The sequence below is a fragment of the Polaribacter aquimarinus genome, assembly GCF_003129485.1.
Taxonomy (GTDB): Bacteria; Bacteroidota; Bacteroidia; order Flavobacteriales; family Flavobacteriaceae; genus Polaribacter; species Polaribacter aquimarinus.
Map to the genome: position 1 here is coordinate 45153 of NZ_QFFG01000006.1, position 19918 is coordinate 65070.

Consider the following 19918-nt stretch of genomic DNA (forward strand, 5'->3'; position numbering starts at 1 on the left):
CCACACTAACGTAGGCTTTTTTTTATATATTAAACTAAAATTATGGATGGAATGATACTTCCCATTGCTGTGGGAGTTTTAGGTATTGCGATTGGTTTTATTATTGCAAAAGCATTACAAAAAGCAACAGGAAAAAAAATACTTAGTAGCACAAGAAAAGAAGCTGCTGCAATCATAAAAGAAGCAAAAATTGATGCTGAATCAATTAAAAAAGATAAAATACTTCAAGCTAAAGAAAAATTTATTGAGTTAAAAGCAGAGCATGAAAAAGTAATTCTTGCAAGAGAAAAAAAGATGTCTGATGTTGAAAAACGTATTAGGGATAGAGAATCTCAAATTGCATCTGAAGTTGATAAAACTAAACGTTTAAATAAATCTCTAGAGCATAAAGAAAATGATTACAATAACAAACTAGATTTTTTAGATAAAAAAGAATCTGAGCTTGAAAAAATGCACAAACGTCATGTAGATATGTTGGAACAAATTTCTGGATTATCTGCAGATGAAGCAAAAAAAGAGTTGGTTTCTTCTTTAAAAGATGAAGCTAAAACAGAAGCAATGGCTTTTGTTCAAACTTCTATAGAAGAAGCTAAATTAACTGCAGAGCAAGAAGCTAGAAAAGTTGTTTTAGGAACTATACAAAGAGTAGGAGTTGAACAAGCTGTTGAGAATTGTGTCTCTGTTTTTAATTTAGAATCTGATGATGTTAAAGGTAGAATTATTGGAAGAGAAGGTCGTAATATTAGAGCCCTAGAATCTGCAACAGGTGTAGAGATTATTGTTGATGACACTCCTGAAGCAATTATTTTATCTTGTTTTGATCCTGTTCGCAGAGAAATTGCTCGTTTATCAATGCATAAATTGGTAACAGATGGTAGAATTCATCCTGCGAGAATAGAAGAAGTTGTTAAAAAAACTGAAAAACAAATTACACAAGAAATTATAGAAGTTGGTAAAAGAACAGTTATTGATTTGGGTATTCATGGATTGCATCCAGAATTGATAAAAACTGTTGGTAGAATGAAATATCGTTCTTCTTATGGACAGAATTTATTACAACACTCTCGAGAAGTTGCGAATCTTTGTGGAATTATGGCAGCAGAAATGGGCTTAAATTCTAAAGTTGCAAAGCGCGCAGGTTTATTACATGATATTGGTAAAGTACCCGATACGGAAAGTGAATTGCCACATGCACTTCTAGGAATGCAGTGGGCCGAAAAGTATGGTGAAAAACCAGATGTTTGTAATGCCATTGGAGCACACCATGATGAAATAGAAATGAAGAGCTTAATTTCTCCGATTGTCCAAGTTTGTGATGCTATTTCTGGAGCAAGACCTGGAGCAAGACGTCAAGTTTTAGATTCATATATTCAGCGTTTAAAAGATCTAGAAAATATAGCGTTTGGTTTTAATGGAGTCCAGAAAGCATATGCAATACAAGCTGGACGTGAATTGCGAGTTATGGTTGAAAGTACAAAAGTAAACGATGCTAAAGCAGCTGAATTATCTTTTGGAATTTCTCAAAAAATACAAAATGACATGACCTACCCCGGTCAAGTAAAAGTAACAGTTATTAGAGAAACAAGAGCTGTAAATGTAGCTAAATAAAATAGGCGTTTTATAATATTAAGAATCCCGCATTAGCGGGATTTTTTATTTTCTTGGATGATAAGTTTCGACAATTTCTTTTAAATAACTATTATCCAAATGAACATAAACCTCTGTGGTGGTAATGCTTTCATGACCTAACATTTGCTGTATTGCTCTTAAATCAGCACCATTTTTTAATAAATGTGTAGCAAAAGAGTGCCTAAATGTATGCGGACTTATTTTTTTCTTTAGCCCAATTTTTATTGATAAGTTTTTGAGAATTGTAAAAACCATTTGTCTAGTTAAATTTTTACCTCGTCTATTTAAAAATAAAACATCATCATAACCTTTTTTAATTACTGTGTGTTTTCTAACATCTTTAATATAGAATAAAATGTATTTCTGTGCCTTGTAATGTATTGGAATAAAACGCTGTTTGTTTCCTTTACCTATAACCCTTATAAAACCTTCATCAAAAAATAAATCAGAAATTTTTAAAGATATAAGTTCACTAACTCTTAAGCCACAGCTATACATTGTCTCTAGTATGGTTCTATTTCTCTCTCCTTGAGGATGACTTAAATCTACAGATGAAATAAGTTCGTCAATTTCTTTTTCAGATAAAATGTCTGGAAGTTTTCTTCCAATTTTTGGAGTTTCAATTAAATCCATTGGATTTGACTGCCTATAATCTTCAAAAATTAAGTAATCAAAAAAACTTCGTAGACCAGAAATTATTCTTGCTTGGCTTCTAGTGTTCAGCTTTTTTGCAACATCATAAATAAACTTTTGAATAATATCATTATCAATGGTAATTGGAGAGATGTTAATAATATTATCCTTAAGAAATAAAATCAGTTTATCTAAATCATTAGTATAACTTTGAATTGTGTTTTTAGAAAGTCCTCTTTCGATCTTTAAGTATATTTGGTAGTCTCTAATTGCATTTTGCCATTTCATTTGCTAAAAATAAAGCATATATTTACAACTTTTAATATTTTCATGAAACTAATTATTATAAACGGACCAAACTTAAACCTTTTAGGCAAAAGAGAACCAGAAATCTATGGTTCAGAAACATTTGAGGATTTTTTTAAAACTTTGCAATTAAAATTTCCAACTATAGAATTGTCTTATTATCAATCTAATATAGAAGGTGAAATTATAGATAAATTACACGAAGTTGGTTTTGATTATAATGGAATTATACTAAACGCTGCAGCATATACGCATACTTCTGTTGGTATTGGAGATGCAGTAAAAGGAATTACAACTCCAGTTGTTGAGTTGCATATTTCAAATGTTCATGCCCGTGAGGAATTTAGACACCATTCTTACATAGCTCCTTCGGCAAAAGGAGTTATTTTCGGTTTTGGTTTAAAAGGGTATGAATTGGCAATTCAAAGTTTTTTATAATTCTAAACGCATTTTAATATCTGAACGCTCATAATGAGAGTTTTCTTCTAAAGGAATTTCTTTAAAACCTAGCTTACTATATAGATTAATGGCGGCAACTAGTTTTCTATGAGAGTATAATGTAATACTTTTCCAGCCTTTAGTTTTAGCAAATTCGATACAGAAATTCATTAATTCTAAACCAATTCCTAAACCCTGATATTTAGGAGAAACTGCCATTTTACTTAATTCAAAAAATGTTTTTTGATTGATTAAAGATACAACACCTGCAATTTCATTATTGTACTTTGCAAAAAAAATAAATCCACCAGGTTCTAAAACATATTTTTTTGGATTACTTAATACCTTTTCATCATATGGTTCTACGTAAAAATATTTTTTTAACCATTCTACATTTAGATTGTAAAAATGAGATGCGTATTTTTTTTCAAATGAAATAATATTAAGTTTAATTTTTTTCAATATAAATCCTTTACATTAATTGTTTTTATAGTATTTTTAAAAGCTTTTCAGACTTTTTTATTAAGTTTGTAAAGATATTAAAATTGTAGTATCTCTTCCCTCGTTAAAAATATAAAGTTCTTTATGTAACCTAAAATTGCTATTGCAATAAATAGAAAAACAAATAAAAAAAATTATATTTGTTTTAAACAACATTTAATGAAATTAATAGCTATTTCACAATCTAATTATATACCTTGGAAAGGATATTTTGATTTAATAAAATCAGTAGATGAGTTTGTTATTTATGATGAAATGCAGTACACAAAAAATGATTGGAGAAATAGAAATATGATTAAAACTATTAATGGTGTTGAGTGGATTACTATACCAATAAAGCATAGTGGTCATTTCGGGCAAAAAATTAATGAGACTAAAACCACCAACGTTTTATGGAAAAAGAAACATTGGAAAACTTTAAAACAAAACTATTCTAAAGCACCTTTTTTCAATCAGTATTCTACTTTTATTGAAGCATTATATCTTAATAATACTGAAGTAAATTTAAGTATGATTAATTATAGCTTTATAAATGTTATTTGTAAAATTCTTGAAATTGATACCAAAATAACTTTTTCTAAAGATTTAAATTTGGTAGGTAACAAATCTGAAAAAATTATAAACATTTGTAAGCAACTTAATGCTAAATCTTATATTTCAGGTCCTGCTGCCAAGAACTATATTGATAAAGAATTATTTAAAAAAGAAAAAATAGATTTAAAATGGATGGATTATAGTAAATACAAACCATATCATCAATTACATGGAAGCTTTAACCACAATGTAACTATTTTAGATTTGATTTTTAATGAAGGAGAAAATGCAAAAAACTTTTTATAATGGATATTTCTATTGTAGTTACTTGTTATAATGATAGTGAAATTATTTTACCATTAGTTGATAAATTAGAAACAAATATTCCTACCAATTATAAGTATGAGATAATTTTGGTGAATGATTTTAGTACTGATAATACTGAAACGATTATAGAGCAATTATGTAATATTAATAAAAGAATTAAATTAATAAGCTTATCTAAGAATTTTGGACAACAAATTGCTATGAGTGTTGGAATAAATAACACAAAAGGAGAAATAGTTATAATTATGGATGGAGATTTGCAAAATCCGCCCAATGCTATACCTCTATTAATAAAAGAAATAAATAAAGGGTTTGATCTTGTTTATACAGTTTCAAAAAACAGAAATAACTTAAAAACTAAAGTATCCTCTTATTTATTTTGGTTTTTTGTTACAGAAATATTTAAAGTTGATATTGTAAAGAATCAACTAATGATGAAAGCATTCACAAAAAAAATTGTAAACTCTTATAAAGAATATTCAGAGAATAGTAGAACTGTAGCAGGTATTTTAAAAAATACAACATCAAATTACTCTATTTTAAAAATTGAGAACTCTAAAAGATACAATGGAAAAAGTAATTATAATCTTGTAAAAAGATTAAATTTAATGGTAGATTTAGTAATAGATTTAACTACTTATCCTTTAAATGCAATGATTTTCTTTGGTTTCTGTACATTTATTTTAACAATTTTTGTTTCTATCTATTTTATAGTTAATTATTTTATAACGAGTAACATTCCAGTTGGTTATACATCTATTTTATTGTCAATTTTATTCTTTGGTGGACTTACAATTTTTATATTAGGCTTTATTGGAAGATATTTAGCAAATATTTATATAGAGGTAAAGTCTAGACCTTTTTATCATGTAAAAAGAAAATTAAATTTTTAATGAGTATAATAAAAAAACAAATAGAAGCTTATCGGGAAAATTTTTTAGAAAACTTAGGAACACCAGAAGGCACTTTCCAAAACAATTTAGAAACACAGTATTTAAGATTTTCAAGATTAATTAAGTTTTTTAGGTTAGAACAAGAAAATACTATACATGATATTGGTTGCGGTATTTGTGATATGTATAAATATTTTAAAAGTATTAACCTAAAAAACTTCATTTATTCTGGTACAGAAATAGTTCCCGAAATGGTAAATTATGGCAAAGAAAAATATAAAGACATTAAAATATTTAATCAAGATATTCTTAAAATAGATGATAGTATTAAATACGATTATTTAGTACTTAGTGGTGTTTTTAATTTACCGGGAAAAACAGACCGAAAAGAGTGGAAAGAATTTTGTTTTAAAATGATAGATAAAATGTTTGAACTTTGTAATAAAGCTATTTCATTTAACTTTTTAACAACAAACGGAACTTTCCAAGCACCAGAATTATTTTATTTAGACCCAACAGAAGTTTTTAATTATTGTCTAAAAAAACATTCTAGATTTGTAGTATTAGATAACAATTACCCTTTGTATGAATTTACAATAACTGTTTATAATGCCAAAGAAATGGAGAAAGAATTTGATAGTAAACCGTTTAAAAAATACTTTAAAAATAATAATGAATAAATATGAAGTTGTAGTTATCGGAGGAGGTTATGCTGGTTTATCTTGTGCTTTAGAGTTAAGTAAAAATGATGTTAAAAGTATTTTAATAGAAAAAGAAAAAGAGCTTGGAGGTTTATCTAGAACATTTAGTATTGGTGATTCTATTTTTGACATCGGTCCTCATATTTATTTTAATAAAGATAAAGAAGTTGTAAAGTTTTGGAAAAACTTAGTAGGAGATAAGTTACAGACTAGAAAAAGGAGTAATAGTATATTTTATAACAGTAAATATATAAAATCTCCATTACAAGTTAGCAATACACTTAAACAGCTTGGAATTTTTACAACAGTAAAAATTTTTTATTCTTTTTTTATGAGTAAAATTAAAAACAGAAATAAAGCACCTAAGACTAGTAAAGATTGGGTGGTTTTTAATTTTGGTAAAGAACTTTACGAACGTTTTTTTAAAGTTTATAATGAAAAAATTTGGGGTTTACCTTGTGAAGAAGTAACATCTAATTGGGCAGGTCAGAGAATAAAATCATCGCTATCTAAGATGATTTATAAATCATTAACAAGAGATAATGATTTTATAATAAAATCTTTTGATTATCCAGAAAAAGGTTCTCAAACTATAATAAATGCAATCGAAAAAGAAATTATTTTACATAAAAAATGTGAAATTTTAAAAGCTGACAAAATTGTTTCGATAGAATTGAATAAAAAACAAAAAGAATATTTAGTTAAAACCGAATCAGGAAAACAAATTCTGTCAAAAACTATAATATCTTCAATACCAATAGAAACTACATTAAAATTTCTAAATAATAAAAACACATTCATTAATTCTCTTTTAGATAAATTAGTTTATAGAAATCTGGTGTTATGCTTATTAAATATAGAATCTACTATTCCAATTAGTTTTAAAAATCAATGGATAGATATTCATGACCCAAATGTAAAAGCCTTAAGAGCAACTAATTATGCAAACTATGATTGTAAAATGAATTCTAGTCAATATGTACCAGTTTCATTAGAATATAATTGCTTTAATAAAGAAGAAATTTGGAATGCATCAGATGAAGAAATATATAAAATTGCTATTAATGATTTAATTAAGTTAAAAGTAATTTCTAAAGAAATTAAAGTTTCATATAAAATTGTAAAATTAGAAAAAGCTTACCCAGTATATTTTAAAGGATATGAAGAAATAATAAAAATATTAAAACAAGAAGTTAGTAAGTTTCCTAATTTAGAAGTAATAGGTCGGTTAGGTATGTATAAATGGAACAATATGCATCATTCTGTAAAGACAGGAATTTTAGTTGCTAAAAACTGTATAGAAGGCACTAATCATAATTTATGGGATGTTAAAGGTATGGTAAGCATTGGTAAAGAGTATAACGATTAATATGATTCCTTTTAACAAACCATATTTTACAGGCAAAGAAACAAAGTATATTAAAAAAGCGGTTGATTTTGGTCATATTTCCGGGAATGGTTCTTATACAAAAAAGTGTCAAGATTTTTTTCAAGAAAAGTATAACATAAAAAAAGCTTTATTAACTACATCCTGCACTGATGCACTAGAAATGTGTGCCATTTTACTTAACATTAAGAAAGGAGATGAAGTTATAATGCCTTCTTTTACATTTGTATCAACAGCAAATGCATTTGTTCTAAGAGGTGCAAAAATTGTTTTTGTAGATTCAAAAAAAGAGAATCCCAATATTGATGAATCAAAAATTGAATCTTTAATAACTAAAAAAACTAAAGCAATTGTTGTAGTTCATTATGCAGGTGTTGCTTGTGAAATGAATACAATTTTAGACATTGTTAAGAAACATAATCTCTACTTAGTTGAAGATGCAGCCCAAGCAATAAACTCTTATTATAAAGGAAAACCTTTAGGTAGTTTTGGTCATTTGTCTACCTTTTCATTTCATGAAACAAAAAATATTCAGTGTGGAGAAGGAGGAATGTTAGCTATTAATGATAAACAATTTATTGATAGAGCAGAAGTAATTTGGGAAAAAGGAACAAACAGATCTGCTTTTTTTAGAGGAGAGGTAGATAAGTATGGTTGGGTTGATATTGGATCTTCTTTTTTACCTTCAGAATTAAATGCAGCTTTTTTGTGGGCACAATTAAAAAGAGTTCAAAAAATTCAAAATAAAAGAATTCATATTTGGGATTCATATTATAAAAGACTTAGTCAACTATCTCAATTTGGAGTTAAGCTTCCTTTTATTGATAATTATGCAACTAATAATGCACATATGTTTTATTTCATTTGTAATTCAACGAGTGAAAGATCAGATTTAATAAATTTTTTAAAAAAGGAAAATATATATGCAGTATTTCATTACCAAAGTCTTCATAAAAGTGATTTTTATAAGAAAAAGTATGATAGAGAAGAATTAAAATACTCAAATTTATTTTCCGATAGATTAATAAGAATCCCTTTATATTTTGAGTTATCGAATAGTCAACTTGAATTTATACAAGATAGCATTATAAAATTTTATGAATAAACTTCAAAAAAACATTACTACAATAAATTTTTTACTACTGTCAATAGTATTATTAATTTATTCATACTTGAGAATAAACAACACTTTATTAAGAAACATCGCTGTTGGCGATGAACCAGCTTTTTTAAAAGTATTTGAGTTATATATTAAAGAAGGTTACTATTCGGCTAATGCTTTTGGAAATTCTACAATATTCAATTTGTCATCAGGTTTTATTAATTATTTTATTGATAATCCGTTGCTGTCACTTAAATTGAGTAGCCTTATATTTGGTTTTCTATGTATAGTTTTCTTGATAAAAATTTTGAACTTAAAAAAAAGTTTAACCTACCTTGAGAAGAGACTAATTATTATAACAGCTATAAGTTCATTAGTGGTTTCTAGTATAATTTTTACGGGTTATAATGATGTTTTAGTATATTTTTTTACAGTACTACTTTTTTATTTTTTAGAAAAATTAAACTTGATGAAAAAAAATATTAAATTAAGTATTTGTATTGGTGTTTGTTTTGCTCTAATGTTTTTGGTAAGAAAAATGGCAGTTTTATTTCTAGTCCCTTTTTTGTTGGTTTTTTTTCATATGCATTATAAATGTTACTTTTCTAAAGGTTTACAATACATAATAGTCCGTTTTGTGAAAAACATTTTTATTGTTACAATCACATCTGTATTATTGTTGTCTTTTTTTAATTACCCCTCATTAAAAGAAAAAAAAATATTTTCCTTTACGGTTAAAGCACCTGAACCTTCTGTAAAAGTAAACTGGATTCAAAGACAATACTTATCAGCTTTAAAGGTCGAACAAGGTGAATTAGAATTTGGGCAACATATGAGTTGGTCTCAAACAGAAGATTATATAAAAATAAATGGTGATAATTCTTTACCTAAAACTTATTTCGAATCGATAACTTTTAATTTTAAAAATACCTTAAAACACTTTGCTTTTAATGTGTTTTATCAGATAAAACCAATAACTAGGCTCATAGGTTTATTATTTATTATATTCTTAATCTTAAAAATAATTTATATAAAAAGTAACTTAAAGTTTAATGTTTTAACTTGGAACAAAATATTAATTTTTTTCATCTCATATCTCTCAATATTATGTTTTATTACCTTTAGTTATGTAGAACCAAGATGGTATATTAATACTTTAATACTTTTGCCAATTCCACTTGTTGGTTATATTTCTAAATTTAAATCAAATAATAATAAAAAATGGTTAGAATTTGTTTTTTTTAATTCTCAATTAGTTTTTCTCATAATAATAAATATCCCTTATATCATTAAAAATATATAAGCGCTATGCATATTAATAAATCATTTTTCACCATGTTAAGATGTATTTAAAATATTATATTTGTTTAATATAGATTATATAGTTAATGAATCAAGAAAAGTGGCTTTTCGAAATAACACCCAAGAAAAGTTTATTTAGTATAAACCTCAAAGAAGTTTGGCAATATAAAGATTTATTATTTTTATTTGTTAAAAGAGACTTAGTAACAAAATATAAACAAACGGTTCTAGGCCCGTTATGGTATATTATCCAACCACTTTTTACTTCTGTTATTTTTACCTTAATATTTAATAACATTGCAGCAATACCTACTAACGGAATTCCTCCTTTTTTATTTAACCTTGCAGGAATTACTTGTTGGAATTATTTTAAAAGTTGTTTAACTGAAACATCAGATACTTTTAAAAAGAACGAAGCAATTTTTGGTAAGGTGTATTTTCCAAGAGTTATAATGCCAATGTCTACTGTATTTTCTAATTTAACAAAATTTGTAATTCAATTATTAATTTTTATATCATTCTACATTTATTTTGTTGCTAATGGCCTTTCCGCTAACTTTTCTGAATCTATTATATATCTACCTATCCTGATTATATCTATGGGAGTTATAAGTTTAGGATTAGGTATGATTATATCTTCTATGGTAACAAAATATAGAGACTTAACTTATTTGGTTTCTTTTGGAGTTCAGCTTTTAATGTATTTATCAGCAGTAATGTATCCTGTTGAAGTAGCTGTAGATAAAATGAGTAATTTTCCTATGGCAGTTAAATTCATAGAATATAACCCAATGACTATTATTATTGATAATTTTAGAAGAATAGTTTTTAATACTTCTCAAGTAGAAATTTTTGACCTTTTTTATATGCTATCTATATCCTTACTAATATTTTTGATAGGTTTAATTATTTTTAATAAAACAGAAAAAAGTTTTATTGACACTATTTAATATGGATATGGAAACTAATACGATTTTAAAAATTGAAAATTTGTCTAAACAATATCGTTTAGGTGTTGTTGGTACTGGAACAATTGCACACGATATAAATCGTTTTATAGCAAAAGTAAGAGGTAAAGACGATCCTTATTTAAAAATAGGAGAATCTAATGATAGATCTTCTAAGGGGAATTCTGAATATGTTTGGGCATTAAAAAATATTAATTTTGATGTAAATAAAGGGGAAGTATTAGGTATTATTGGTAAAAATGGTGCTGGCAAATCTACTTTACTTAAAATTTTATCAAAAGTTACTGGTCCTACTACTGGGTTTATTAAATCTAAAGGCCGAATAGCTTCTTTACTAGAGGTTGGTACAGGATTTCATCCCGAGATGACTGGTAGAGAAAATATTTTTTTAAACGGAGCTATTTTAGGAATGACCAAAAAAGAAATTCAGTCAAAACTAGATGAAATAGTTAGTTTTTCAGGTTGTGAACGTTATATTGATACTCCTGTTAAAAGATATTCAAGTGGTATGACTGTTCGATTGGCATTTTCTGTAGCAGCGCATTTAGAGCCAGATATTTTAATTGTTGATGAAGTATTAGCTGTAGGTGATGCAGAATTCCAAAAAAAAGCTATTGGTAAAATGCAAAACATATCAAATTCTGATGGGAGAACAGTGTTATTTGTTAGTCATAATATGTCGGCTATTAAAAACCTATGCTCAAGAGTAATAGTGTTAGAAAATGGTACAGTTAAATTTCAAGGTAAAACTGAAGAAGCTTTAGATGCCTATCTTTCAAAAAACTATCAAACCAATTACTTTATTAATTTTCTTAACAATAAAACATCTTCAAATAAAGAAATACAATTTAAATCTATTCAATTAAGAAATCAACTAAATAAAAAAACTAAAGATTTCTCAATTGGAGATGATTTAAATATAGACCTTACAATAATAAATGCTTCTTCAGAAGCAAAAATCGATTTAGGTATTCAAGTTAAATCAATAGATGATTTTCCTATTTTCCATATTATGGGTAGAGATTCTAATTATGATTTAGTCTTAGAAAAAAAAGAAGAAACTTTTTCTGTTTCTATAAAAGATATTAGATTATTTCCAGGCGTATACTCTATCAACTTGACGTGCAATAATTTATCAGGTCATCAAATTTTTGATGCAATAGAAAACGCAATTACTTTTGAAATAATTGATGGAGGTAAATATACAAATAGGCAACTTCCAAAAGCAGCAGGATTGTTTTTTCTAAATCCAGAATGGAAAAAATTGGATTTATGAAAATAGTTAAATTAACTTTCAATTACGATTTTCCAATTTTTAGGCAAACTCCAAATTATAGCCAGATTTGGGGGGATTATAAATTTATTATAAGCAATGATATTGAAGAATGTGATTTTTGGGTAATTTATACAAGTTATAATTTGGCTTTAAAAGAAACTGTAAGGTGTAATAAAAATAATATTATTTTTATTTCAGGAGAAGCAAAAGATACAAGTCCTAAATATAGTCAGAAATTTTTAAATCAGTTTGGAGCAGTAATAACGGTTCAAAGAGAGTTAAAGCATAAGAATATATTATTCATTCAAAATGCGCTTCCATGGTTTATTAATAAAAGTTTTGATGAATTAAATAATAAAATTGAACCTAAAAAAACTAAATTACTATCTATTATATCTTCAGATAAAACAATTACAGAGGGTCATAGAAAAAGATTGAAATTTACAAAAAAAATAAAATCTTATTTTGGTGATAAAATTGATGTATATGGAAGAGGAATTAATGATTTTGAGGACAAAAGCACTGCTTTGTCTGAATATAAATATTCCATAGCTATAGAAAATACATCATGCGATGATTATGTTACTGAAAAATTTTTTGATTGTTTGTATTCAAATACTTTTGTGTTTTATTATGGGTGTCCTAATTTGAGCTCTTATGTAGATGATAGAACATTTGTTAAAATAGATATAGATAATATAGACGAAACAATTAAGGTAATAGAACAAAGTATATTTAAAAACTTATACGAAGACAGAAAAAAGATTTTAATAGAAGAAAAAATAAAGAGTCTTCATAGAGATCAATTTTTTCCATTTATTTCTAATATTTTAAATAGTTTTGATGCTAATTTAAAAAAAGAAAAGTTTACATTGAAAAATGAATTGGAACTGTCAAAACCCTCAAAATATCATGTAATCCAAAAGAAAATAAAAAATTTGATCAAGAAATGCATATGATTTTAAGAATTAAAAAATTTATAAAAAACTGTTTTAAAAGTAACAAAAACAGTAATAATAAAATAAGCCATAACGATTTAATTCAGCATAACAGAGTACAACCTTGGTTTAAAATAAATGGAGATGAAACATTAAGGTTAGATTACGACTTAAATTCAAATTCAATAGTTTTTGATGTAGGAGGCTATAATGGAGATTTTTCGTCAAAAATTTTTTGCAAATATAATTCTAGCATATACATATTTGAACCTGTGAAAAAGTTTTATTCAAATATTGAAAAAAGATTTTCTCATAATGACAAAGTAAAGGTTTTTAACTTTGGGTTATCGTCTAAAGATGATGAATTAGAAATAAGTTTATCAAATAACGCATCTTCAATTTATTTAAATGATGTAAATAGCGAATTGGTTTCTTTAAGATCTATAAATTACTTTATAGAAAAAAATAAAATTAAACAGGTTGATTTGATAAAAATTAATATTGAAGGTGGAGAATATGAATTGTTAGAATCTATTCTAACTAATGGTGATATTAAAATGTATAATAATATTCAAGTTCAATTTCATGACTTTTTGTTTGAAAATGCAAAGGAAAGAATGAATTTGATTCATAAAAAGTTAGTTAAAACACATAAATTGAGTTATCAATACGAATTTGTTTGGGAAAATTGGGAATTAATAAAGTAATTATTTACATAGATGGTGGTTTAGGAAATCAAATGTTTCAGTTCGCATTTGCTAGTATTATTGCAAAAAAAAATAATTCTAAAATTTTAATTGACAACAGTTTCTTTGATGCAAATAATAAAGATATCAACTACATTTTAAGAGATTTTGGTCTAAGTATTTTTAATATAAACTATAAGGTTTATAAAAGTTCTTTTTTAAATAATTTTTTTTTAAAGTTTATAGCTTTAGAAAAATACATAGAACCTTCTTTTGATTTTAATCAGAAAGCACTAAAATTAAAGCCCCCTATATATATAAAAGGATATTTTCAAAGTCATAAATATTTTTATGGTCATGAAAGTTATATAAGAAAAATATTTACTTTTCCAGAACATTTAATAGATCTTAAAAATATTAAAACTTTAGATGAAATACAGCACACAGAATCAATTTCTATTCATATAAGAAGAGGAGATTATGTAGATGACAAAACAACCAATAAAGTTCACGGTACTTGCAGTTTAGAGTATTATCTTGAGTCCATAAAAATGATAACAGAAAATAAATTAAAAAACTTTTGTATCTATTTTTTTTCTGATGATATAGATTGGGTTAAAGAAAACTTTAATGATTTAGAATTTAAAAAACAATTTATTGATAACAATAAAGATGATAAGAGCTGGATTGATATGTTTTTAATGAGTAAATGCAAACATAATATCATAGCCAATAGTTCTTTTAGTTTTTGGGGAGCTTGGTTAAATTCTAATAAAAACAAACAAGTAATTGCCCCTAAACAATGGTTTTTAGATCCAGATTTAGAAGCTCAGTCAAAAAATTTAATTCCACCTACATGGATCAGAATTTAGAAAAGCCTTTAGTTTCTGTTTTAATGCCTGTTTATAATGCTGAAGAGTACATTGAAAAATCGATAGAAAGTATTTTAAATCAGACCTATAAAAACTTTGAATTTATAATTGTTGACGATTTTTCCTCTGATAATTCTGTTAAAATAATTTGTCTCTTTTCAGACTCTAGAATTAGATTAATTACTAAAAATAATAATTCGGGTATAGCTAAAACTCTTAATATTGGACTAGAAAACGCTAAAGGTAAATATATTATTAGAATGGATGCTGATGATATTTGTCATCCCAATAGAATACATAAGCAGGTAGAATTTCTTGAAAATAATGAAGACTACATTTTGTGTGGTTCTAATTATAAAACGATTGATGAAAACATAATTGTTAAACTCCCTCAAAATAATGAGTCTATTAAACTAGGGTTATTAAGTAATTGCTGTATAGCTCATCCGACAGTTGCTATAAGATTTAATGTTTTAAAACAATATAATATTCATTATGATTCGATAATGGAACCTGCTGAAGATTATGATTTATGGGTTTCACTTGCTTCAAAAGGGAAATATTATAATTTGCAAGAAGAACTATTGTATTATAGGGTTCATGAAGAACAAATATCTAACAAAAGAAAAAAAGAACAAGATCAAAAATCTTTTGCTGTAAAAATTAAGTACATTTCTAGTTTTTATAAAAAAATAATAGAGAAAGAAGAGGTAATCTTAAAAAAAATACTACTATCTAGTGAAAGAATAACTAAAGAGGATGTTGAATCTTTTTCAAAATTTATAAAATCAATGAAAAAGAATAATGAATCAAACAGTTATTTTAATAAAGATGAGTTTAATATATTTTTATCAGGTTTAGAAGAATTGCTTTTAGAAAATTATTTTGCAAAATATGAAAGATATACGATTTCTGATATTATTAATTACTACAAAATAAATAGAGAATATGGGTTAAAATTTAGTTTTAAAAAGAAATTTGGTTTGTTTCTAAAATCTGTATTTTTTTATAAAATAAAAACTAGATAAATATGATTCCTAAAATATTACATTATTGCTGGTTTGGAAAAAGTCAAAAACCTTCAATGTTTTTAAAGTGTTTTGATTCTTGGAAAAAATATTGCCCCGATTATAAAATCATTGAATGGAACGAAACTAATTCAGAAATTTTTTCAAACTCTTTTTATAAAAATGCTCTTAGAAAAAAAAAATACGCTTTTGTATCTGATTATGTAAGATCTAAAGTGCTTTATGAATATGGAGGTATATACATCGATACTGATATGTTACTTTTAAAACCAATAGATAATTTATTACAGTATAATTTTTTTTCAGGATTTGAAGTTGATAATAGAGTTGCTTATGGATTATTTGGAGGTGTTAAAAAAAATCATTTTTTCAACAAAATGTTACATTTTTATAATGAAAATAACTTTGATGAATTCAGTCCGCCAGTAATTACTCATACATTTAAAGAAGTAATATTAAATTCTAACCTAAATGAAAAAGAAATTTTATTTGATTCTTCATATTTTTATCCCTTAACTTATCAAGATAAAGATAAAGATTATAAGAAATTTATCAATGAAAATACTTATGCTGTTCATTTATGGAATCATTCTTGGGCGATTAATAAGAAAGAAAACATACCAGTTCTTTTAGAGAAAATAAAGATTGTGATACTAGATTATCTGTTTTTTAATTATTCTAAAAAATATTTTAGAAGGTATTTCAAAGAGTTTTCCAGAAAAATATATTTAATTTTGGTCAAAAGGTAACATGAAAGTTCTGCATATTACATATTCATCTAAGGGAGGGGCTGGAATTGCTGCTAAAAGACTGCACCATGCTTTAACTGAAAATGGTATATCATCAGCTTACATATCAACAAATTTAACAATTGACTTTAACAATAAACATATTAAAGATAATTTTTTCGACTACCATAAATTAAATATCGTTAATAGAATAATTAGAAAAATTAAATTTTTGTTTTTTTTATCAAGAAAACAAAAAATTGACAATAAAATTAAGTCATTTTCTAACGAAAATAATTTTGAAATCATATCGTCCCCTTATAGTAAATTTAAGATAGAGAAACATCCATTATTTTTAGAGGCAGATATTATTAATTTACATTGGGTTTCTGGTATCATAGACTATACCTCTTTTTTTAAAAAATGCAAAAAACCTATAGTTTGGACTTTACATGATATGAATCCATTTATGGGTATTTTTCACTATGAGAATGATGCGTTAAACAATTCAAAAGAAATAGAAGATTTTAATTTAAAGATAAAAAAAATTCAAAAGGAGAATATTAATTATATTAAAAGAGGGGCTATTGTTTCTCCATCTCAATGGTTATTGGAAACGGCTAATAAAAGTGGTTTTTTTTCAAATTTAAAAATGAAAAAAATTACAAACTCTATTAATTTGGACGTATTTTGCATTAAAAATAAAGAAGACATTAGAAATGAATTCTCAATAAATAATAATGAATTTGTTATTCTTTTTGTGGCAGAAGATATTAGGAATTTTAGAAAAGGTTTTGACTTATTAATTAATGCTATAAACCTAATTGATTCTAAGACTATAACAATTGTTACAATTGGAAAAGATGATATCAAAGTTAACGATAATATAAGAGTAATTTCTTTAGGTAGAATTTATGATGAACATAAAATAGCAGAAATTTATAATTTGTCTGATGTTTTTGTTTTACCTAGTAGGGAAGATAATTTACCAAATGTTATTTTAGAATGCTTTGCAACAGGTACACCATTGTTAGGTTTTAAAATTGGAGGAATTCAAGAGCACATTTTAAAAGATAAAACAGGACTTTTAGTAAATAACATAAATCCGGTATCATTATCAGAATCAATTTTAGAAATTATTGACAAAAAAAGTACTTTTGATAATACTAAAATTCGTGAATATGCAAAGACTAATTTTTCTTTTCAAAAACAATATACAGAATACTATTCTTTATATAATGAGCTTTTAGATTAATTATATGAAATTCTAATCGCTTTTCTTTAGATTTATTAAAGTCATTTTATTAAGAAGATACACAATGCCATGAAGCAATTATCTATCATAACTATTAATTATAATAATGAAAAAGGGTTAAAAAACACCATAGATTCTGTAGTATCTCAAACTTTTAAAGATTTTGAATTTATTATTATTGATGGAAATTCTAATGATGATAGTGTTAACCATATATTAGCCGCCCAAGAAAAAATTACTTTTTGGTTAAGTGAAAATGATACAGGTATTTATAATGCTATGAATAAAGGCATTAACAAGGCGAAAGGAGAATATTTATTATTTTTAAATAGTGGTGATTCTTTAAATGGAATAAATGCATTACATAATTTCATCAACCATAAAGGTTTTTTCGGTGATATAATTTATGGTGACTATAAGTTTGATATAGGAGAAAAAATTTTCCCAAATAATTTAACACCACTTTTTTTTATTAAAAGTTCGCTTCCACATCAAAGTACATTTATAAAAAAGAGTATTTTTAAAGAAATGGGAAACTATAATGAACAATATTCTATTGCTTCAGATAGAGAGTTTTTTATAAAGTGTTTTTTATCAGAAAAATATAAATTTAAGCATATTAATATATTGCTTACATCTTTCGATTTGTTAGGTATAAGTAATAATCCAGAATATGCAACGATTAAAGAAAAAGAAGATAGAGAAATTTTAGAAAGCAATTTTGGTATTTACTATAAAGATTATAAACATCTGCTTATATTAGAAAAGAAAATTAACGAATTCAAAAGAAAAACTTTTAGAGGTATTTTTAAGAGAATTATAACAAAAATAAAAACTTATGCAAAAGCCTAAAGTTTCTGTTATAATAACAACATACAATAGGCCAAATTATTTAGAAGAGGCTGTAAAAAGCGTTGTAAACCAAACTTTTCAAGATTTTGAAATATTGATTATAGACGACGGTTCAAAAGAAAAATATGCTAAAGATGTCGTAAACAAATATGAGAAATGTCTTTATTTTTTTAAAAATAATGGCGGAGTTTCGTCTGCAAGAAATTATGGCATAAATAAAGCGAAAGGAGATTATATAGCTTTCTTAGATGATGACGACTATTGGAAAAACAATAAATTAGAAATTCAAGTAAACTTATTAAATAATAAACCAGAAATAGATTGTATTCACTCATCAATAGAAGTTGTTAACGAAAAAGGAAAGCTTTTAAATAAAAGACTTGGGGCTTCAAAAAATAAAGCACACAAGAGGTCAGGATATGTTTTTTGGAATGCTTTAGGGGTTTGGCTTGTTAAAGCATCGACACCATTAATTCGGAAAAAAGTTTTCAATAATAATAAAATGATGTTTGATGAGACTTTAGAAGTGGGAGAGGACACAGATTTTTACCAAAGGATGTTTTATAAACATAAGGTAATTTATATTGAAGAACCGTTAACTTTTTATAGAGAATATAATAACATTTCTAGGCTTTCATTACAAAATAGTAAGTATATTGGATTGGAAAAGAAAATTTATAATAACTTTGTTAAAATGGGTATAAAAAATCCATTTGTTATGTATAAAATTGCTTCAAAATTATTGATTTCTGGGGTAAATAGATATAACTTTCAATTTCCTAAATCTAAAATTAAATTAAATTTATTAGATAAATATATTTACCCTATGAGAAAACTTAAAAACATTAAATTTAATTAGTGTGAATTTATTAATAACTGGAGCCAATGGTTTTATTGGTAGAAACATAATAAATAAGATAAGTATAACAGATGAGTATAATTTATTTTTTATCTCAAGATTTAACGATAGCATTTACCCATATACTCCAGATAAAATTGATTTCACCTTGCATTTGTCTTCTGTGCACAGAGCAATACCAGAAAGCTTAATTTATGATGAAAATATAAAAATTAATCAGCATTTAATTGATGTTTTAAACAACCATAACTTAAAAAGTAATATCTTATTCACAAGTTCAATTCATGAGAATAAAGATACTTTTTATGGAAGATCAAAAAGAAAAAGCAGTTCAACCTTGCAATATACATGTAAAGATTGGGGTACAAAATTTGTCAAAATTGTTTTTCCTAATATTTTTGGTCCATTTGCAAAACCTAATCATACGTCTGTAGTTGCAAATTTTTGTAGTGACATTATATATGGAAAAAAAAGTTTTATAAATGATGTTGATTTAAATTTGTTATATGTTGATTTCGCAGTAGAGGCTATCTTAAATTTTAAATCAAAAGAAGAATTCACAACTCATAAAGTAAATTTATTAGATTTACACAAAAAATTGAAAAATTATTATAATTTATACAAAGATGAAAAACCTATTGTCTTAAATTCTAAATTCGATTTTCAATTATTTACAACCCTAAAAAGTTATTTGAATGAATAA

General features: G+C 25.5%; 21 protein-coding genes. 19 read left to right on the plus strand and 2 right to left on the minus strand.

Annotated features, from left to right (window positions below; translation table 11 throughout):
- The first annotated feature begins 42 nt into the window (after positions 1 to 42).
- The gene (rny, locus tag DIS07_RS12645) at positions 43 to 1608 is read left to right on the plus strand and encodes a ribonuclease Y (RefSeq protein ID WP_109405627.1); all 1566 of its coding nucleotides are present in this window, start codon (positions 43 to 45) and stop codon (positions 1606 to 1608) included.
- Positions 1609 to 1653: 45 nt separating this feature from the next.
- On the opposite strand, the gene xerD is transcribed toward rny, so the two are convergent.
- Positions 1654 to 2550, minus strand: coding sequence for a site-specific tyrosine recombinase XerD (gene xerD, locus DIS07_RS12650; protein ID WP_109405628.1), 897 nt, complete (start codon positions 2548 to 2550; stop codon positions 1654 to 1656).
- 42 nt (positions 2551 to 2592) lie between these two features.
- On the opposite strand from xerD, the gene aroQ reads away from it, so the two are divergent.
- The gene (gene aroQ / locus DIS07_RS12655; RefSeq protein WP_109405629.1) at positions 2593 to 3006 is read left to right on the plus strand and encodes a type II 3-dehydroquinate dehydratase; all 414 of its coding nucleotides are present in this window, start codon (positions 2593 to 2595) and stop codon (positions 3004 to 3006) included.
- Here the strand turns inward: aroQ and DIS07_RS12660 are convergent.
- Entirely contained in the window at positions 3001 to 3468 is a 468-nt protein-coding gene (locus tag DIS07_RS12660) for a GNAT family N-acetyltransferase (protein WP_394340969.1), read from the minus strand. The genes aroQ and DIS07_RS12660 overlap by 6 nt on opposite strands.
- A gap of 198 nt (positions 3469 to 3666) precedes the next feature.
- Here DIS07_RS12660 and DIS07_RS12665 point away from each other — a divergent pair, with 198 nt between their 5' ends.
- The 17 genes from DIS07_RS12665 (at position 3667) to DIS07_RS12745 (ending at position 19918) form a co-directional block, all read left to right on the plus strand.
- Positions 3667 to 4347: a WbqC family protein gene (locus DIS07_RS12665; protein WP_109405630.1), complete on the plus strand. Its 681-nt coding sequence runs from the start codon at positions 3667 to 3669 to the stop codon at positions 4345 to 4347.
- Positions 4347 to 5261 (plus strand): glycosyltransferase family 2 protein, encoded by a 915-nt coding sequence (locus tag DIS07_RS12670; RefSeq protein ID WP_109405631.1) that lies wholly within the window; start codon positions 4347 to 4349, stop codon positions 5259 to 5261. The genes DIS07_RS12665 and DIS07_RS12670 overlap by 1 nt, the downstream gene beginning before the upstream one ends.
- Positions 5261 to 5941, plus strand: coding sequence for a class I SAM-dependent methyltransferase (locus DIS07_RS12675; protein WP_109405632.1), 681 nt, complete (start codon positions 5261 to 5263; stop codon positions 5939 to 5941). Before DIS07_RS12670 ends, DIS07_RS12675 begins: the two co-directional genes overlap by 1 nt.
- Positions 5934 to 7331, plus strand: coding sequence for an FAD-dependent oxidoreductase (locus DIS07_RS12680; protein WP_181374595.1), 1398 nt, complete (start codon positions 5934 to 5936; stop codon positions 7329 to 7331). Before DIS07_RS12675 ends, DIS07_RS12680 begins: the two co-directional genes overlap by 8 nt.
- Before the next feature lies 1 nt (position 7332).
- Positions 7333 to 8454, plus strand: a complete 1122-nt coding sequence (gene rffA / locus DIS07_RS12685) for a dTDP-4-amino-4,6-dideoxygalactose transaminase (RefSeq protein ID WP_109405634.1) — start codon at positions 7333 to 7335, stop codon at positions 8452 to 8454.
- 466 nt (positions 8455 to 8920) lie between these two features.
- Entirely contained in the window at positions 8921 to 9754 is an 834-nt protein-coding gene (locus DIS07_RS14995) for a hypothetical protein (protein ID WP_146190735.1), read from the plus strand.
- 85 nt (positions 9755 to 9839) lie between these two features.
- Positions 9840 to 10703 carry an ABC transporter permease gene (locus tag DIS07_RS12695; protein WP_109405636.1) on the plus strand — a complete coding sequence of 288 codons (864 nt, stop codon included), beginning with the start codon at positions 9840 to 9842 and terminating at the stop codon, positions 10701 to 10703.
- A 7-nt stretch (positions 10704 to 10710) separates the two neighbouring features.
- Complete coding sequence (locus DIS07_RS12700; protein ID WP_109405863.1) at positions 10711 to 11997, plus strand: ABC transporter ATP-binding protein; 1287 nt, start codon at positions 10711 to 10713, stop codon at positions 11995 to 11997.
- The gene (locus DIS07_RS12705) at positions 11994 to 12956 is read left to right on the plus strand and encodes a glycosyltransferase family 10 domain-containing protein (RefSeq protein WP_181374596.1); all 963 of its coding nucleotides are present in this window, start codon (positions 11994 to 11996) and stop codon (positions 12954 to 12956) included. The genes DIS07_RS12700 and DIS07_RS12705 overlap by 4 nt, the downstream gene beginning before the upstream one ends.
- Positions 12953 to 13642, plus strand: a complete 690-nt coding sequence (locus DIS07_RS12710; RefSeq protein ID WP_181374597.1) for an FkbM family methyltransferase — start codon at positions 12953 to 12955, stop codon at positions 13640 to 13642. Before DIS07_RS12705 ends, DIS07_RS12710 begins: the two co-directional genes overlap by 4 nt.
- A complete protein-coding gene (locus DIS07_RS12715; RefSeq protein ID WP_181374598.1) occupies positions 13615 to 14493 on the plus strand; it encodes an alpha-1,2-fucosyltransferase in 879 nt (292 codons plus the stop codon). The genes DIS07_RS12710 and DIS07_RS12715 overlap by 28 nt, the downstream gene beginning before the upstream one ends.
- Entirely contained in the window at positions 14478 to 15521 is a 1044-nt protein-coding gene (locus DIS07_RS12720) for a glycosyltransferase family 2 protein (RefSeq protein WP_181374599.1), read from the plus strand. The genes DIS07_RS12715 and DIS07_RS12720 overlap by 16 nt, the downstream gene beginning before the upstream one ends.
- A gap of 2 nt (positions 15522 to 15523) precedes the next feature.
- Positions 15524 to 16270, plus strand: coding sequence for a glycosyltransferase (locus DIS07_RS12725; RefSeq protein WP_109405641.1), 747 nt, complete (start codon positions 15524 to 15526; stop codon positions 16268 to 16270).
- A 1-nt stretch (position 16271) separates the two neighbouring features.
- Positions 16272 to 17504, plus strand: a complete 1233-nt coding sequence (locus tag DIS07_RS12730) for a glycosyltransferase (protein WP_109405642.1) — start codon at positions 16272 to 16274, stop codon at positions 17502 to 17504.
- A 69-nt stretch (positions 17505 to 17573) separates the two neighbouring features.
- On the plus strand, positions 17574 to 18356 hold the full coding sequence (locus DIS07_RS12735) for a glycosyltransferase family 2 protein (protein ID WP_109405643.1): 783 nt from the start codon (positions 17574 to 17576) through the stop codon (positions 18354 to 18356).
- The gene (locus tag DIS07_RS12740) at positions 18343 to 19215 is read left to right on the plus strand and encodes a glycosyltransferase family 2 protein (RefSeq protein WP_109405644.1); all 873 of its coding nucleotides are present in this window, start codon (positions 18343 to 18345) and stop codon (positions 19213 to 19215) included. The genes DIS07_RS12735 and DIS07_RS12740 overlap by 14 nt, the downstream gene beginning before the upstream one ends.
- A gap of 1 nt (position 19216) precedes the next feature.
- On the plus strand, positions 19217 to 19918 hold the full coding sequence (locus tag DIS07_RS12745; RefSeq protein ID WP_181374600.1) for an NAD-dependent epimerase/dehydratase family protein: 702 nt from the start codon (positions 19217 to 19219) through the stop codon (positions 19916 to 19918).

Coding starts and splice junctions, on each gene's coding strand:
- rny (WP_109405627.1), top strand. CDS start 43: ATGGATGGAATGATACTTCCCATTGCTGTGGGAGTTTTAGGTATTGCG.
- DIS07_RS12670 (WP_109405631.1), top strand. CDS start 4,347: ATGGATATTTCTATTGTAGTTACTTGTTATAATGATAGTGAAATTATT.
- DIS07_RS12735 (WP_109405643.1), top strand. CDS start 17,574: ATGAAGCAATTATCTATCATAACTATTAATTATAATAATGAAAAAGGG.
- DIS07_RS12710 (WP_181374597.1), top strand. CDS start 12,953: ATGATTTTAAGAATTAAAAAATTTATAAAAAACTGTTTTAAAAGTAAC.
- DIS07_RS12730 (WP_109405642.1), top strand. CDS start 16,272: ATGAAAGTTCTGCATATTACATATTCATCTAAGGGAGGGGCTGGAATT.
- DIS07_RS12725 (WP_109405641.1), top strand. CDS start 15,524: ATGATTCCTAAAATATTACATTATTGCTGGTTTGGAAAAAGTCAAAAA.
- aroQ (WP_109405629.1), top strand. CDS start 2,593: ATGAAACTAATTATTATAAACGGACCAAACTTAAACCTTTTAGGCAAA.
- DIS07_RS12665 (WP_109405630.1), top strand. CDS start 3,667: ATGAAATTAATAGCTATTTCACAATCTAATTATATACCTTGGAAAGGA.
- DIS07_RS12700 (WP_109405863.1), top strand. CDS start 10,711: ATGGAAACTAATACGATTTTAAAAATTGAAAATTTGTCTAAACAATAT.
- rffA (WP_109405634.1), top strand. CDS start 7,333: ATGATTCCTTTTAACAAACCATATTTTACAGGCAAAGAAACAAAGTAT.
- DIS07_RS12680 (WP_181374595.1), top strand. CDS start 5,934: ATGAATAAATATGAAGTTGTAGTTATCGGAGGAGGTTATGCTGGTTTA.
- DIS07_RS14995 (WP_146190735.1), top strand. CDS start 8,921: ATGAAAAAAAATATTAAATTAAGTATTTGTATTGGTGTTTGTTTTGCT.
- DIS07_RS12675 (WP_109405632.1), top strand. CDS start 5,261: ATGAGTATAATAAAAAAACAAATAGAAGCTTATCGGGAAAATTTTTTA.
- xerD (WP_109405628.1), bottom strand. CDS start 2,550: ATGAAATGGCAAAATGCAATTAGAGACTACCAAATATACTTAAAGATC.
- DIS07_RS12695 (WP_109405636.1), top strand. CDS start 9,840: ATGAATCAAGAAAAGTGGCTTTTCGAAATAACACCCAAGAAAAGTTTA.
- DIS07_RS12705 (WP_181374596.1), top strand. CDS start 11,994: ATGAAAATAGTTAAATTAACTTTCAATTACGATTTTCCAATTTTTAGG.
- DIS07_RS12740 (WP_109405644.1), top strand. CDS start 18,343: ATGCAAAAGCCTAAAGTTTCTGTTATAATAACAACATACAATAGGCCA.
- DIS07_RS12720 (WP_181374599.1), top strand. CDS start 14,478: ATGGATCAGAATTTAGAAAAGCCTTTAGTTTCTGTTTTAATGCCTGTT.